Origin of the sequence: Lentzea sp. NPDC006480 (assembly GCF_040611995.1) — a bacterium.
In the GTDB taxonomy this organism is placed as follows: Bacteria; Actinomycetota; Actinomycetes; order Mycobacteriales; family Pseudonocardiaceae; genus Lentzea.
Genome location: NZ_JBEXPJ010000043.1, coordinates 46,854 through 62,074 on the forward strand (window position 1 = coordinate 46,854; position 15,221 = coordinate 62,074).

Here is a 15,221-nt window from a genome sequence, read left to right on the forward strand (position 1 = left end):
GGGAGAGATGGCCCGTCCGCGACCGTGACACGCCCACGGTCGCGAACCCGCCAGAGAGGTCAACGCAGACAGCCGGTCCTCTGGAGGTCGTTAACCGTGGATGATCCAAATCTGGTCGCCCGCACGGACGTGAGCCCACCGCCTGAGAAGGAACGGGTGTGGCCCGCGGGCAGGCTGGAAGCGATGCCCATCAGGAAGTTGCCCGACGCACCACCGTCGATCCACCTGCTCGGTCCCACGGTGTTCCTGGTGGCCCTTGGCGTGGGTATGGGCGAGTCCTACATGTGGCCGCGCCTGGTGCTGGTCTTCGGGCCGGACATCAGGTGGCTCTTCCTGATCGGCGTGACGCTGCAGGCGGTCGTCATGCTCGAGATGGCGAGGTACGCGATGGCGACGGGGGAGAGCATCTTCTTCGGCGCCGCACGCGTGTTCAAACCGATCATGTGGTTCTTCTTCGCAGTCGCGATACTCGTCTACATCTGGCCGGGCCATCTCTCCGCCGGGGCGGCGGCCCTGGAAAAGATCACCGGCATACCGTGGACGGTGTCGGCGTGTGTCGGCCTGATCCTGGTCGGGATCCTGTTCAGCCTGGCCAAGGTCATCTACAACCTGCTCGAGAACCTGCTGTCCATCCTCATCGGACTGCTCGTCGTCAGCACCGCGGTGGTGGCGGCGATGGTCGGCACGTGGGGCGACCTGACCAGCACGATCAGCGGCATGTTCCAGTTCGGGTACTTCCCGGCGCAGGCCCTGTCGCCGGAGTGGTTCCCGATCATCGTCGGCTCGATCGCGTTCGCCGGCCCGTCCGGCATGCAGCAGATGTGGTACACGCTGCACCTGCGCGACAGCGGCGCCGGCATGGGCGCGCACATCCCGAAGCTGCGCGGGTTGCGGCACGCGGGTGAAGAAGAGCAGATGCCCAGCCGGGGGTTCATGTTCGACACCGAGGACAAGTCGGAGATGGCCAAGTGGAAGGGCTGGCGGCGCTGGGTGACGTTCGACGCCCTGCTGTTGTTCTGGGGCATCACGATGCTCGTCACGGTTTCTTTCACGGTTCTCGCGCAGTCGGCCAGTCGCACGAGCCCGGACGTGAAGGCGCTCATCGAGTCCGGTGAACGCGAGGCGGCGCTCAACGCCATGTCGGACGCCTTCGCGTCAGCAGGCGGACCGGTACTGGGTGCGGTGTTCCTCGGGTTCATCGCGTTGATCGGCCTCAACGCGACGCTGGGTCTGTTCGACTCGTTCTCCCGCGGCCAGGCGGACATGACCTACCACTTCGTGCCCGGCGCGAAGAGGTTCCGCATGTCCCACCTCTACGCGGGGTTCCTGTGGGGTGTCATCACGTTCGGCATCCTGATCCTGCTGTTCGGACCTGCCGACGGGCCGGGCGCGATCCTCGACGTGCTCGCGTTCCTGTCGACGTTCGCCATGGGCGCCTACTGCGTGGTGCTCCTGCTGGTGAACAACCGGATGCTGCCCAAACCCATCCGCCCCAAGCTGATCACGAACATCATCATCGGCTTCGGCGCGCTGTTCTACCTGGGCATGCTGTTCTTCAGTCTCATCAAATTCGGCGTTGTGGTGGGCTGACGAATGCAGATCCGCGAAGGCTTTGTGATGCAGGCTGTGCCCGGTGCTTTCGTCGGGCTCGCCGCCGGGCTCATCGCGGGAGGGCTGGCCGCGCTCGTCGGCCAGCCGCTCGGGTGGGCACTCGTCACGATGGTCGCTTTAGGACTGCCGCTGGGCGCGCTCGGTGGCGGGTTCGGCCTGCTCGTCGCGGCGGGCAAGCTCCCGGCGGGACGGTTCGCTCCCGTGGCGCTGTACTGGCTCCTCGGGTTCCCACTGGCGCGGTTGGTGCATGAGGTCGCGGTGAGTCTGGTGCTCACCGGCCAGGTTCGACTGCCCTCGGACCTGGCCGGTTTCCTCGCCTACCAAGGGATCGTGAGCTTCGGCTGGGCCATCGGATTCCTGTGGCTGCACGAACGCATCTCGATGCGACTGCGTGCTGCCGCTGCCCGTTGACCCTCCGCCGAAGGAGCTCGCGATGCTTGATCTTCCTGTCTGGGTGTGGATCGCGACCTTGGGCGGACTCGCCCTGGTGATCGCGTTCGACTTCTACCTCGTGGTGCGCAAGCCCCACGAACCGTCGTTCCGCGAGTCGGTCTGCTGGGTCGTGTGCTACGTCGGCCTGGCCGTCCTCTTCGGACTCGGCGTGACGCTGTTCGCCGGAGGACGGCACGGCGGCGAGTTCTTCGCCGGCTGGATCACCGAGTACTCCCTCAGCGTCGACAACCTTTTCGTGTTCGTGCTGATCATGGCCCGGTTCGCGGTGCCGCGGGAGCAACGGCAGAAGGTGCTGATCGTCGGCATCCTGCTGGCGCTGGTGCTGCGCGCGATCTTCATCGCGGTCGGTGCCGAGGCGATCTCCCGGTTCGACTGGCTCTTCTACGTCTTCGGTGCGTTCCTCATCTACACCGCGTGGAAGCTGGTGGCGCACAACGAGAGTGAGGAAGCCGAGTTCTCCGAGAACGCCGCGTTGCGCGCGGTGCGCAAGGTGTTTCCCCGCGCGAGTCCGCTGCTGATCGTCATGGTGGCGGTCGGCACCACGGACCTGCTGTTCGCGGTGGACTCCATCCCGGCGATCTTCGGGCTCACCAAGGAGCCGTACCTGGTGCTGACCGCCAACGCGTTCGCGTTGATGGGCCTGCGCCAGCTCTTCTTCCTGGTCGGCGGTCTGCTGGATCGCCTGGTGCATCTCAGCAAGGGCCTTGCGGTGGTGCTCGCGTTCATCGGGCTCAAACTGATCCTCGAGGCGATGCACCACCACGGTGTTCCCTGGGCGCCGGAGATTCCGATCGTGGCTTCTCTCGGCGTGATCGTGGTGACTCTCGCGGTCACCACGGTGTGGAGTCTGCGCACCTCCCGGCGGGCCGCCCGTGCCGCCGTGGAGGAGGCTGAAGCTCAGCGCTCCCAACGAGTTGAGGGTGCTCAGCCGTGAATCGTGTGGCCTTCGGCGTCGTTGCCCTGGAAATCCGGGCGCAGCGTCTGGGCCACGGCCGCTACGGCCTCGGCGTCCTTGCGCTGCTCGTTCAGCGCGGTGGCCAGTCCGAGGCCGAGCGCGCGGCCGTCGGCGGAGAAGCCGGCGCGCGGCTCGGTCAGCGAACGCGCGAAGTTCTTCAAGCGGGACATCGTCTTTCCTTCCCTGTCGATGGTCTCTCCCGAGGCGCGCAGAAGCCCATCAGGCACTGCCGCACGGGAGGAGCAGGGTTGCGGCCGGGTTGTCCTCCACGGGATACCCGCTGGGAAACCAGTTGGGGGTCCTCGTTGATCCCAGCCCTGCTGCCATTCAGCATACTGCGTTTTGTATGCAATCCGTCGCCATCGTGTCGCGGATCACCCGTGTGGCACCAAATGACCGATTTCGGGTGATCTGAGCGTAATGACTCAGTTACTCTCGGTCGTCTTCCGGTCGTGGTAGGTCTGCCGGGTCTGCTCCGCATGACGGTGCATGACCTCGCCTGCTCGCTCTGCGTCACCGTCGGAGATGGCGGCGATCAGCTCAGCGTGTTCGTTCCACGAGTCGCGGCTGCGCGGACGGGCGATCGGCGTGTAGTACCACCGCACCCGGCGGTCGACGAGCCCGATCATCTCGGACAGGACCTTGTTGCGGCCGATCGCCGCGACGGCCGCGTGCAGGTTGGCGTTCGCCTCGACCAGGCGTTCCACGTCGGCGGCGACCAGTGCGTCCTCGCCGGCCTTCTGCAGCTTCTTGAGCTGCTTCACGTCGACCGGGGTGGCGTGTTCGGCGGCGAGCTTGGCGGAGTAGGTCTCCAGCACGCTGCGCACGGCGAGCAGCTGGTCGGCCTCCTCCTCGGTCGGGGTGTGCACGAAGGCGCCCTGGGCGGGGCGCAGGTCGACCCAGCCGTCGGTCTGGAGTCTCTGCAACGCTTCGCGCACCGGCTGGCGGCTCACGCCCAGGTACTCGGCGAGCTCGGCCTCGACCAGGTGCTGGCCGGGGGCGAGGGTGCGGTTGACGATGAGCTCGAGCAGTGCGTCGTAGACGGCCTGGCGCAGCGGTGCCGGTCGTTCGACCCGGCGGCTCGCCGCGGCGCTGAGGGGGCCGCTGGACTTGGCGGCCCGGCGGCCACTGGGCAAAGAGGTCATGTCAGACAGAATACAGCTTTTGGTATGCAAAAAGCACTTCTAGAGCTTTGGTCATGTTGTCCGTATACTGTATGCAATCCAACCGTGGTGACCAAGCAGGGCGGGGCGTGACATGAAGATCGCTGTTCTCGGAGCCGGAGCGATCGGTGCCTACGTCGGTGCGGCGTTGCATCGTGCGGGCGTGGAAGTCCACCTGATCGCGCGTGGGCCCCATCTCGCGGCCATGCAGGAGCACGGCGTACGGGTGCTGAGTCCTCGTGGTGACTTCACCGCGCATCCGAATGCGACTTCCTCGCCGGAGGAAGTGGGTGAGGTCGACTACGTCTTCCTCGGTCTGAAGGCGTACTCGTACGCGTCGTCAGGCGATCTGCTGGCGCCCCTGATGGGGCCCGGCACGGCTGTCATCGCTGCTCAGAACGGGATTCCGTGGTGGTACTTCCACGGCATGACCGGGCATCCTCTGGAGGGACAGCGGATCGAGGCCGTCGACCCCGGCGGCGCGGTGTCCGCCGTGCTGCCGATGGAGCGCGCGATCGGGTGTGTCGTCTACTGCTCGACCGAGATCGAGTCGCCCGGCGTGATCCGCCACCTGGAGGGCACGCGGTTCTCGATCGGGGAGCCGGACCGGTCGATCTCGCCGCGCTGTGTGGCGCTGAGCGAGGCGATGATCGCGGGTGGGCTGAAGTGCCCGGTGGAGAAGGACGTCCGCGAGGACATCTGGATCAAGCTGATGGGCAACGTGGCGTTCAACCCGTTGAGCGCCTTGACCCGCGCGACGATGGTGGAGATCTGCGACCACTCGGACAGCCGCGATCTCGTGGCGCAGATGATGGCCGAGACGCTGACCATCGCTCGTGCCGCGGGCTGCGACCCGCGGATCTCGATCGACAAGCGCATCGACGGCGCCCGGCGGGTCGGGCACCACAAGACGTCGATGCTGCAGGACCTGGAGGCCGGCAAGCGGCTGGAGATCGACGCGATCATCGGCGCGGTGGTGGAGATCGCGTCGCTGACCCGTGTGCCCGCGCCGACGTTGCGGCACGTGTACGCGGCGATCGACCTGCTGTCGCGCACGTCGCTGGTGTCCTGAGTTGCTGCTGCGACAGCTGGAATACCTGGTCGCCCTCGCCCGTGAACGCCACTTCGCGCGTGCCGCGGAGGCCTGTCACGTGTCCCAGCCGTCGTTGTCGGCGGCGATCAGCAAGCTCGAACGCGAGCTCGGGGTGCCGATCGTGTCCCGGGGCCGCCGGTTCGAGTCGCTGACGCCGGAGGGGGAACGGGTCCTGCTGTGGGCGCATCGCATGCTCGCGGACCGCGATGCTCTGCAGCAGGACCTGTCGCGCATGCGCGAGTCGCTCTCGGGTGTCCTGCGGTTCGGTGCGATTCCCACCGCGTTGCCGGCGGCACCGTTGCTGACCACGCCGTTCTGCGAGCGGTATCCACATGTGCGGATCACGTTGGAGTCGTTGTCGTCGCGGGAGATCGTGCGGCGGCTGGACGAGTTCGAGCTCGACATCGCGATGACCTATGTGGACAGCTCGGCGCGGGCCATGCCGTTGTACGAGGAACGCTACGTGCTGCTGACGCCCGCTGACGAGGAGATCGCTTCCCGTCCGGTGGCTCGGTGGGCTGACGTGGCCGCGTTGCCGTTGTGCTTGCTCACCTCGAAGATGCGGAACCGGCGGATCCTGGACGGGATCTTCGCCGATGCGGGGGTGCAGCCGGTGCCGGTGATCGAGGCGGACACCGTGGCGACCCTGTACGCGCACGTGGCCACGCGGAAGTGGTCTTCGGTCATCGCGCACGCGTGGTTGCAGATGTTCGGGACGCCCGAGGGCATGCGGGTGGTGCGGATCGAGGATCCGCAGCGGGTGCCGCAGATCGGGTTGGTCGCGGGGGAGCAGGTGTCGATGCTGGCGCGGGCGATGATGGGGTTGACGCGGGGCCTTGACGTGCGGGGCGAGCTGGATCGCTTGCTGCACAAGCATCTTGATAGACGAGAGCTATGACCGGATAGGAACTTTCGCTTGGACGTCGAGGGTCCGCGCGTTCGATGCTTCCGGCATGAAGATTCTGTGCGTTCTCTACGACGACCCGGTGACCGGCTACCCGGCTTCGTACGCCCGTGACGATCTTCCTCTGCTGAGCGGCTACCCCGGCGGCCAGACGCTGCCGACTCCGTCCTCTGTGGACTTCACACCAGGCCATCTGCTGGGCAGCGTGTCCGGTGAGCTGGGCCTGCGGTCGTTCCTGGAGTCCCAGGGCCACGAGCTGGTCGTCACCTCGGACAAGGACTCCGCTGGTTCTGTCTTCGACCGCGAGCTGGCCGACGCCGACGTGGTGATCTCCCAGCCGTTCTGGCCGGCCTACCTGACCGCCGAGCGGATCGCGCGTGCTCCCAAGCTGAAGCTGGCTCTCACCGCGGGCATCGGCTCTGACCACGTGGATTTGGACGCGGCGATCGCGCACGGCGTCACGGTCGCCGAGGTGACCTACTGCAACAGCATCAGCGTTGCCGAGCACGTGGTGATGTCGATCCTGAACCTGGTGCGCAACTTCGTCCCCTCGCACCAGACCGTGCTGAACGGCGACTGGAACATCGCCGACTGCGTGGCCCGCTCGTACGACGTCGAGGGCATGCACGTCGGTACCGTCGCGGCCGGCCGCATCGGTCTGGCCGTGCTGAAGCGCCTGGCGCCGTTCGACATGCACCTGCACTACACCGACCGGCACCGCCTGCCGTCGGAGATCGAGGAGCAGTACGGACTGACGTTCCACGCGTCGGCCGCGGACATGGTGCCGCACTGCGACGTCGTGACGATCAACGCGCCGCTGCACCCCGAGACCGAGGGCCTGTTCGACGACGAACTGATCGCGACGATGAAGCGCGGCGCGTACCTGATCAACACGGCGCGGGCTCGTATCGCCGACCGGGACGCGGTGGTACGGGCGTTGCAGAGCGGCCGTCTGGCCGGATATGCGGGCGACGTCTGGTTCCCGCAGCCCGCGCCGTCGGACCACCCGTGGCGCACGATGCCTCATCACGGCATGACCCCGCACATCTCGGGCAGCTCGTTGTCTGCGCAGGCCCGTTACGCGGCCGGTACGCGGGAGATCCTGGAGTCGTTCTTCGCCGGGACACCGATCCGCGACGAGTACCTGATCGTCGACGGGGGCAAGCTCGCGGGCACGGGCGCGCACTCCTACGCGGTTCGCGGCTGACCTGGTTCAATGCCCTCAGGTTCACGTACTGGGGGAACTCGTTGAGCATCAGGATCTGTGCCGCCGTGGTGGCCGTGGTGGTGGCGGGGTGCAGCACGCCTCCCACCCCCACGGTCGTGCCGCCTTCGCTGGCCGAACTGGACCAGCGCGCCAAGGCGGCTCTGGCGCCGCGCGAAGCGTTCGACGCCCTCGGTGGCCGGTTTGAGCGCGACACGCCCGCGGCCGACAGCGACCAGGGCGAGGAAGGCGAAACCGTCGCCAACGTCTGCAACAGCACCAAGCCCCTGTTCGTCGACCGCGGCACGTCGATCGCACGCAGCCGGGGCTGGGTCGGCGGCGTTCCACTGTACGAACGCGTCCACGCCATGTCGGTGCTTGACGGGGAGGTGCTGGTGGGGGAGGTGCGGCGGCAGGCGGACAGGTGCACGCAGCAGCTCCCGCTCGGTTTTCTGCTGGCGAACCTCCCGATCGTCAAGCCGGAGGGCGTCGCCGACCTGTACGCGTACTGCCAGAAGAGCTACGAACCCGACAGTCCTTGGTGGTCCTGTCACGCGTTTCTCGCGCGAGACCAGCTCCTCGCGGAGGTGGTGGTGTCGTCCGACCACCAGGACCTCGCGGTGTCGCAGCTGACGTCCGTCGTGCCGATCGCCGCCGGGCCGTTGGTCAAAGCTTGATCACTCCTGGACGATGGACGCGCTCTGCAGCCGGAGCGCGTCCTGTCCGGGCGGCGCGCCGAACATGCGCCGGTACTCGCGGCTGAACTGCGACGGGTTGTCGTACCCGACGGCGTGACCGACCGAGGCGACGTCGTGCGGAGCGGTCACGAGTGCGGCGCGGGCTCGTTGCAGGCGGATCTGCTTCTGGTACTGCAGCGGGCTCATCGCCGTGACGGTGCGGAAGTGCCGGTTGAGCGTCGACACGCTCGTGCCGATGTCCGCTGCCAGGTCGTCGATGCGGATCACCTGGTCGAACCGTTGCTTGATCCACGCGATGGCCGCCGCGACCAGGGCCAGGCGGCTGTCGGCCGTGCCCGCCTGCCGCATCAACGCCGCCTGTGGGCTGTTGAGCAGCCGCCAGTGGATCTCGCGACGCACGGACGGCCCCAGCACCCGCAGGTCGCGCGGCTCGTCGAGCAGTCCGAGCAACCGGACGAGGGCGTCGAGCAGCTTGTCGTCGGCGGTGGAGAGCGCCATGCCGGGGCCGTCGTGCGGCTTGATCGGCGCCGGTCCGCCTTCCACCAGCAACTGGGCGATCGTGGCCGGTTCCAGCTTGAGGCCGAGCGCGAGGAACGGCTTGGCGGGGCTGGCCTCGGTGATGTGCCCGGTCAGCGGCAGGTCGACCGTCACCACCGCGACCTGGCCGGGCCCGTGGTCGAAGACGTGGTCGCCGAGCATGGTGCGCTTCGAGCCCTGCGCCACGAGCGTCAGCACCGGTTCGGTGAGCGTGCCCATCGGCTCGGTGACCCGGTCGCCCGCGAACACCAGCACGCCTTCGTTCCACAGTGGACGCCCGTGGGGCCCGGCGTGCCGGACGATCCCGCGGCGGAGCTCCTCCAGGTGCGTCACGCGGCCAGTCTGGCACGGTCGTGCGGCGATCTGAGCGAAGTTGAGCGGATCGTGCAACGGATCGCGCCCATCTGCCTAGGAGAACGCCTTTGGCGGGCCTTGAATTGAGGCATGTCGCTTGATTCCTACATCACCCTCGGCCGCTCAGGCCTGCGCGTCAGCCCGTTCACGCTCGGCACCATGACCTTCGGCGAGGACCACGGCTGGGGCAGCACGCCCGAGGAGTCCGTGAAGATCCTGGCGTCCTATGTGGACCAAGGTGGCAACTCTATCGACACCGCCAACCTGTACACCAACGGCCACTCCGAGAAGATCATCGGTGACTTCCTGGCCGGTTCGAAGGTGCGCGACCGCCTGGTGGTCGCCACGAAGTTCTTCGGCAACCTCCACGCGGGCGACCCGAACGGCGGTGGCTCCGGCCGCAAGGCGATGGTGCACCAGCTCGAAGACTCGTTGCGTCGCTTGCAGACCGACTACATCGACCTCTACTGGCTGCACAACTTCGACCCGGCCACCCCGGTCGAGGAGACCATGCGAGCCCTGGACGACCTGGTCCGCGCGGGCAAGGTCCGCTACGTCGGGTTCTCCGACGTTCCGGCGTGGGCGACCGCGCACGCCGCCACGCTCGCCCAGTGGCACGGCTGGTCGCCGATCATCGCGCTGCAGCTGGAGCACTCGCTGCTCGAACGCACCCCGGAAGGCGAGCTCATCCCGATGGCGCAGGCGATGGGCATGGGCGTGCTGCCGTGGTCGCCGTTGCGGGGCGGTTTCCTGTCCGGCAAGTACACCTCGGGCGGCGCCCCGGTCTCCGGTCGCGGCCGGGTGCCTTCAACGGCCGAGTTCGTGGTGATCGACGCCGTCAACGCCGTCGCCGGGGAGATCGGCGTGCCCGCGTCCCAGGTCGCGCTGGCGTGGCTGCGCGAACGGCCCGGCGTCAGCTCGATCGTGATCGGCGCGCGCCGCTACGACCAGTTCGAGATGAACCTCGGCGCGCTCTCCGTGACCCTCACCGACGCTCAACGGGCCAGGCTCGACGAGGTGTCCGCGCCCCACCTGAACTTCCCGGCCGAGAACAACCGCGAACTGGCTCCTCACCTGCAGTTCGCCGGCGCCACCGTGGACGGCCGCCCCTCGGCGATGCTGCCGATGTTCGCCTCGGGAACGAGGTACTGAGGCACTGGGTGTCGTGGTGGAGTCACAATTGAGGAGTTGCCTGCTAACGGCGGCGCCTCGCCGGGCGAAATCGAGGTGAGGAGGCGCCATGAACCTTCGAGTGCACCTCGCCGAGCACGGGGCGGACGCCGAGCGCCTCGACCAGGTGACGGGTTACCTGCGTCAGGATCTGCTGCAACTGGACGTCCGCGCGGTGACCGCGCTCCGTGCCGGTCCGCCGCCGGAGGGTTCCCGCGCGCTGGACGTGGCGACGGTGGGCGGTCTGCTGGTGACGCTCGGGCAGTCCACGACGGCGCTGCAGACCATCGTGACCGCGATCCGGAGCTGGCTGCAGCGGGGCACTCCGGTGCAGCGCGCGGTGCGGGTGGAGATCGACGGCGACGTCCTGGAACTGGCCGACGCGTCGAGTGAGGACCAGGACAGGCTGGTCGCGCTGTTCGTCGGCAGGCACACCTGATGAGCAGGCGGCTGGCGCTGATCATCGCCAACTCCACCTACGACCACGAGGGGTTGAGCCGTCTGCGCTCCCCGGCGGCCGACGCCGAGGCGCTGGCCGAGGTGCTGGGTGATCGCCGGGTCAGCGAGTTCTCGGTGCAGGTGGTGCGCGACGAGACGGCGAGCGTCGTGCAGGAACGGGTGGAGGACCTGTTCCTCGAAGGCGAGCCGGACGACGTGCTGCTGCTGCACTTCTCGTGCCACGGGGTGAAGAGCGAGTCGGGCGAGTTGTTCTTCGCCGCGCGCAACACCCGGCCGAACCGCCTCGGCTCGACGGCGGTGCCCGCGGACTTCGTGCGGCGATGCATGCGGCAGAGCCGGTCGCGCAGCATCGTGCTGCTGCTGGACTGCTGCTACGGCGGGGCGTTCGGCGAGGGTGTGGCGGTGCGGGCGGCCGGTGACGTGGACGTCCTGTCCACGCTGTCCGGTGGCCGGGGCCGGGCGGTGATCACGGCGTCGAGCGCGATGGAGTACGCCTTCGAGGGTGACCACCTCGCCGAGGACCACGCCCCGGAGCCGTCGGTGTTCACCTCGGCGCTGGTGCGGGGGTTGTCGACGGGTGAGGCCGACCGGGACGAGGACGGCCTGATCTCGTTGAACGAGCTGTACGACTACGTGTTCGAGCGGGTCCGGCAGGAGAACCCGAACCAGACGCCGTCGCGGGACATCGAGATGCAGGGCGAGCTGTACCTGGCGCGCTCCGGGCGGCGGAGGATCAAGCCCGCCGCGATGCCCGCAGATCTGGCGGCGGCGGTGGCGGACTCGAACATGTTCACGCGGCTGGGTGCGGTGGCGGAGCTGCGGTCGCGGTTGTCCAGCGGCAACCTCGAGGTCGCGGCCGGCGCGCATCTGGCGTTGACGCAGATGGCGAGCACGGACATCAGCAGTGTGGCCGGGGCGGCGGCCGCCGCGCTGAGCGACGCGATGATCCAGCCGAGTGTGTCGGTGCTGCGTTTCTCCACGCCGGGTCCGCACGCGGTGGTGCTGGGCGGTCCACCTCTGGCGCGGGCGGTGACGGTGACGGCGTCGGAGCCGTGGATCCGGGTCGCGCTGGTCGAGGACGAGATCCAGGTGTCGCTGCAGCAGGCCGCCCCCGAGTCGGAGGGACGGATCGAGATCAGCGGGCCGACGGGGAACGCGGTCGTCTCCGTGCTGTCCGAGGCCGTCGAGACACCTTCAGCGGCGCGGCAGGCGTCCATGAGTCGCCCGGTCGTGCCGGGGCCTCCGATGCCCACAGGTCCGGCGACGTCGGCAGGGCAGTCCGAGCAAGCCGGGCAACGCAAGCCCGTCGAGGAACCGCCGAAGCGGTCCCGCCCGGACACCGATGCCCTCGTGCCCCGCACCGCGGTGGCGGTGCTGGGAGCCGCTGCCCTGTTGCTGCTGGCGGTGCCGAGCGACTACCGCTACGACGACGCGATGCTGGTGAACCGCCCGACGCTCTGGGCCTACTTCGTGTCGCTCGGGCTGGCCGCACTCGTCGGGGGCCTCGCTCTGCTGCGGCCGCGCGCTCGCACAGCGGGCGCCGGAGTTCTCGTGGCAGCGGGATCACTCGCGTTGGCCGGGCTGGCGCTGCTGTTGTTCGAACCGATCTACTCCGAAAGTTTCGCGCCTTACGGCGTGGCGTACTACATGGGCGCCGTCGCAATGTTGTTGCTGATCGGGTCCGCATTGGCGGCCGTGAAGATCGTGCGCCGGGTGCCCGGCGCGTCCTTCGCCGAGTCCACGCCGCCGTGGTACTCGGTGGTGCTCATCCTGTGCGGGCTGGCGGTGTCGGCCGTGCTGGTGTGGAGGGCTTCCCTGCTCTCCACGGATGACCTCGTCTGGATCGCGGGGTCGTACGGCGCGGCACTGGGGGCTCCGGTCGTACCGTGGCTCGCGGCGCGGGCACGACCGGCGCACCTGGCCGGAGGCCTGGTGGCGGTGTGGGCCGTGCTCCTGGTCGTGCTCTCCGCGATGCCGTTCGGGTTCACGACCACGAGCTTCCTGATCATCCTGCCGGTGCTGGTGGTCGTCGGGCTCACCGCGGCACGGCGACAGCTGCGGTGAAGTAACCGCACCCTCCACTTCCAAGAAACAGCGAACAGGGGGTAGCGCATACCGAAGATTGCATACAGTATGGAGGGCAGGAGGTGTCGTGATGAGCAGGCGGAAGAAGACCGAGCCCTACGTGCGGCTCACCCAGCCGCTGGTGCGCGACGCAGGCATCCTGCGCCCGGCCACCTGGGACGAAGCGCTCGATCGTGCGGCCGAGGGGTTCCGGCGCAATGTCGCCAAGAACGGTCCGGACGCGTTCGGGATGTTCTCCTGTGCCAGGGCCACCAACGAGATGAACTACATGGCGCAGAAGTTCACGCGGGCGGTCATCGGCACGAACAACGTCGACTCGTGCAACCGCACGTGTCACGCGCCGAGCGTGGCCGGGCTGGCGAAGGTCTTCGGCAGTGGCGGCGGTACCTCCTCCTACCAGGAGATCGAGGACGCCGACCTCATCGTTCTGTGGGGGTCCAACGCGCGTGAGGCGCACCCGATCTTCTTCCAGCACGTGCTCAAGGCCGTCAACAAGGGCGCGAAGCTGTACGTGGTCGACCCGCGCCTCACCAGCACGGGCAGGTGGGCGCACAAGTGGTTGCGGCTCAACGTCGGCACGGACATCCCGCTGGCCCACGCGATCGCCCGCGAGATCATCGCGTCGAACCTCACGAACATGTCTTTCATCGAGCGGGCGACCGAAGGCTTTGAGGAGTTCGTCAAGGCAGTCGAGCCGTGGACGCTCCCGGTCGCCGAGCTGGAGACCGGGGTGCCCGCCGAGCTCATCCGCGAGCTCGCGCACGCCTACGCCAAGGCCGACCGGGGGCAGCTCAGCTGGACGCTCGGCATCACCGAGCACCACAACGGCACGGACAACGTGCTCAGCCTCATCAACCTGGCGCTGCTCACCGGGCAGGTCGGGCGGTACGGCGCTGGGCTGAACCCGTTGCGCGGGCAGAACAACGTGCAGGGCGGCGGCGACATGGGGGCGATCCCCGACCGCATGCCCGGGTTCCAGGACATCACGGACCCGGACGTCGCGGCCAAGTTCAACGCCGCGTGGGGATCGAACATCCAGCCCAAGAAGGGCTGGAACCTCACGCAGATGCTCGAGGCGATGGAACGCGGTGACCTGACCACCGTCTACATCATCGGCGAGAACCCCGTGCAGTCCGAGGCCGACTGCGAGCACACGGTCAAGCGACTGTCCAACTTGGACCACATCGTGGTGCAGGACATCTTCCTCACCAAGACCGCGCAGATGGCGCACGTCGTGCTGCCCGCGGCGGCTGCTTGGTGCGAGACCGACGGCACGTTCACGAACAGCGAGCGCCGGGTCCAGCGGGTGCGCAAGGCCCTGAACCCACCCGAGGGCGCGCGTGACGACATCGAGATCATGAGTCAGATCGCCGACAGGCTCGGCACGCCCTGGCGGCACATGACCGGCGAGGACGTGTGGAACGAGCTGCGCAGCCTGTCGCCGTTGCACACCGGCATGAGCTACCAGCGGCTGGAGGAGCTCGGCGGCATCCAGTGGCCGTGCCCGAGCGAGGACAGCCTCGAACCCAGCTTCCTGCACGGACGGCTGTGGGAGGAGGACCCGGTCAAGCGCGGCATGCCGGCCACGTTCTCGCCGGTCCTGCACAGTCCGCCGGTCGACGAGCTGACCGAGGAGTTCCCGTACCGGCTCACCACCGGGCGCCGGCTCGACTCCTACAACACCGGCGTGCAGTCGGCCGGGTTCGAGTCGCCGCTGCGCAAGGGCGAGACGCTCGACCTGTCGCCGCAGGACGCGGAGAAGCTCAACGTCAAGGCCGGCGAGGAAGTCCAGATCACGTCCAGGCGCGGGCAGATCCAGGCACCGGTGCGGATCGACGACGGACTGACGCCGGGGCTGGTGTTCATGACGTTCCACTTCCCGGACGAGATCGACGTCAACATCATCACCATCGAGGCGACCTGTCCGATCGCGGGCACGGCCGAGTACAAGGCCGCGGCCATCCGGATCGACAAGCTCCCGGTGCCCGCTGTTTCCGGGACGGTGGCCTGAGTGGACCTCAAACTCCTCGACGTCGAGCCCACCGAGGCCGAACGCGTTGTGGTCGACCTGTTCACCGGCATGGGACGGGACCAGCTGCTGCCCGCCCTGCACGCGGTCAACGACAGGGTCGGCTGGATCAGCCAGGGCGCGCTGAACCACATCTGCCGCGTCCTGCACATCCCGCCGGCCGAGGCGTACGGCGTGGCGAGCTTCTACTCGTTGTTCTCGCTCTCCGAACGCCCGGCGAAGATCACGCACGTCTGCGTCGACCTCGCGTGCCAGGTCAACGGCGCGAAAGCGTTGTGCGACAGGCTGACCGACGAGCTCGGTCCGGCGGGGGCGAAGAGCGGCTGGCTGCGCAGCCCGTGCCTCGGGGTGTGCGAGAAGGCTCCGGCGGCGCTCGCGTTCGAGGCGGGGGAGGTGGCGAAGGAGCAGCTCCTCGCGCCCACCCACGCCGGTGAGGTGATCGCGGTGGCGGCCGCTGGTCCCTCCCATGTGGACGGTGAGCGCGCGGAGGTGCCGCAGGCCGGTGC

The 15,221-nt window shown here is 68.2% G+C and carries 15 protein-coding genes; 12 read left to right on the forward strand and 3 right to left on the reverse strand.

The window, feature by feature from the left end; genetic code table 11:
• Positions 1-96: 96 nt before the first annotated feature.
• The 3 genes from ABZX92_RS19275 to ABZX92_RS19285 are packed head-to-tail and all read left to right on the forward strand — an operon-like array spanning position 97 to position 2,998.
• On the forward strand, positions 97-1,590 hold the full coding sequence (locus ABZX92_RS19275; protein ID WP_355560824.1) for an Nramp family divalent metal transporter: 1,494 nt from the start codon (positions 97-99) through the stop codon (positions 1,588-1,590).
• A 3-nt stretch (positions 1,591-1,593) separates the two neighbouring features.
• Positions 1,594-2,022, forward strand: coding sequence for a hypothetical protein (locus tag ABZX92_RS19280; RefSeq protein WP_355560827.1), 429 nt, complete (start codon positions 1,594-1,596; stop codon positions 2,020-2,022).
• A gap of 22 nt (positions 2,023-2,044) precedes the next feature.
• A complete protein-coding gene (locus ABZX92_RS19285) occupies positions 2,045-2,998 on the forward strand; it encodes a TerC family protein (RefSeq protein ID WP_355560830.1) in 954 nt (317 codons plus the stop codon).
• On the opposite strand, the gene ABZX92_RS19290 is transcribed toward ABZX92_RS19285, so the two are convergent.
• Both ABZX92_RS19290 and ABZX92_RS19295 read right to left on the reverse strand, forming a co-directional pair.
• On the reverse strand, positions 2,989-3,189 hold the full coding sequence (locus tag ABZX92_RS19290; RefSeq protein WP_355560832.1) for a hypothetical protein: 201 nt from the start codon (positions 3,187-3,189) through the stop codon (positions 2,989-2,991). The two genes, ABZX92_RS19285 and ABZX92_RS19290, sit on opposite strands and share 10 nt — an antisense overlap.
• A 255-nt stretch (positions 3,190-3,444) precedes the next feature.
• Positions 3,445-4,164, reverse strand: coding sequence for a GntR family transcriptional regulator (locus ABZX92_RS19295; RefSeq protein ID WP_355560834.1), 720 nt, complete (start codon positions 4,162-4,164; stop codon positions 3,445-3,447).
• A gap of 112 nt (positions 4,165-4,276) precedes the next feature.
• Here ABZX92_RS19295 and ABZX92_RS19300 point away from each other — a divergent pair, with 112 nt between their 5' ends.
• The 4 genes from ABZX92_RS19300 to ABZX92_RS19315 are packed head-to-tail and all read left to right on the forward strand — an operon-like array spanning position 4,277 to position 8,060.
• Complete coding sequence (locus ABZX92_RS19300) at positions 4,277-5,254, forward strand: 2-dehydropantoate 2-reductase (protein WP_355560836.1); 978 nt, start codon at positions 4,277-4,279, stop codon at positions 5,252-5,254.
• Between the two features lies 1 nt (position 5,255).
• On the forward strand, positions 5,256-6,173 hold the full coding sequence (locus ABZX92_RS19305; RefSeq protein WP_355560838.1) for a LysR substrate-binding domain-containing protein: 918 nt from the start codon (positions 5,256-5,258) through the stop codon (positions 6,171-6,173).
• 55 nt (positions 6,174-6,228) lie between these two features.
• The gene (locus ABZX92_RS19310) at positions 6,229-7,386 is read left to right on the forward strand and encodes an NAD-dependent formate dehydrogenase (protein WP_355560841.1); all 1,158 of its coding nucleotides are present in this window, start codon (positions 6,229-6,231) and stop codon (positions 7,384-7,386) included.
• Positions 7,387-7,427: 41 nt separating this feature from the next.
• Complete coding sequence (locus ABZX92_RS19315; RefSeq protein WP_355560844.1) at positions 7,428-8,060, forward strand: hypothetical protein; 633 nt, start codon at positions 7,428-7,430, stop codon at positions 8,058-8,060.
• Here the strand turns inward: ABZX92_RS19315 and ABZX92_RS19320 are convergent, their stop codons facing one another.
• Entirely contained in the window at positions 8,061-8,951 is an 891-nt protein-coding gene (locus ABZX92_RS19320) for an AraC family transcriptional regulator (protein WP_355560847.1), read from the reverse strand.
• Positions 8,952-9,062: 111 nt separating this feature from the next.
• On the opposite strand from ABZX92_RS19320, the gene ABZX92_RS19325 reads away from it, so the two are divergent.
• The 5 genes from ABZX92_RS19325 to ABZX92_RS19345 all read left to right on the forward strand — a co-directional run.
• Positions 9,063-10,124 (forward strand): aldo/keto reductase, encoded by a 1,062-nt coding sequence (locus tag ABZX92_RS19325; protein ID WP_355560849.1) that lies wholly within the window; start codon positions 9,063-9,065, stop codon positions 10,122-10,124.
• A gap of 88 nt (positions 10,125-10,212) precedes the next feature.
• Positions 10,213-10,581 carry a hypothetical protein gene (locus ABZX92_RS19330; protein WP_355560851.1) on the forward strand — a complete coding sequence of 123 codons (369 nt, stop codon included), beginning with the start codon at positions 10,213-10,215 and terminating at the stop codon, positions 10,579-10,581.
• Positions 10,581-12,665, forward strand: a complete 2,085-nt coding sequence (locus ABZX92_RS19335) for a caspase family protein (protein WP_355560854.1) — start codon at positions 10,581-10,583, stop codon at positions 12,663-12,665. The genes ABZX92_RS19330 and ABZX92_RS19335 overlap by 1 nt, the downstream gene beginning before the upstream one ends.
• 91 nt (positions 12,666-12,756) lie before the next feature.
• On the forward strand, positions 12,757-14,697 hold the full coding sequence (locus ABZX92_RS19340) for a molybdopterin-dependent oxidoreductase (protein WP_355560857.1): 1,941 nt from the start codon (positions 12,757-12,759) through the stop codon (positions 14,695-14,697).
• Positions 14,698-15,221, forward strand: a 524-nt coding sequence (locus tag ABZX92_RS19345) for an NAD(P)H-dependent oxidoreductase subunit E (RefSeq protein WP_355560860.1), incomplete at its 3' end; no start/stop codon positions are given. It lies immediately after the preceding gene.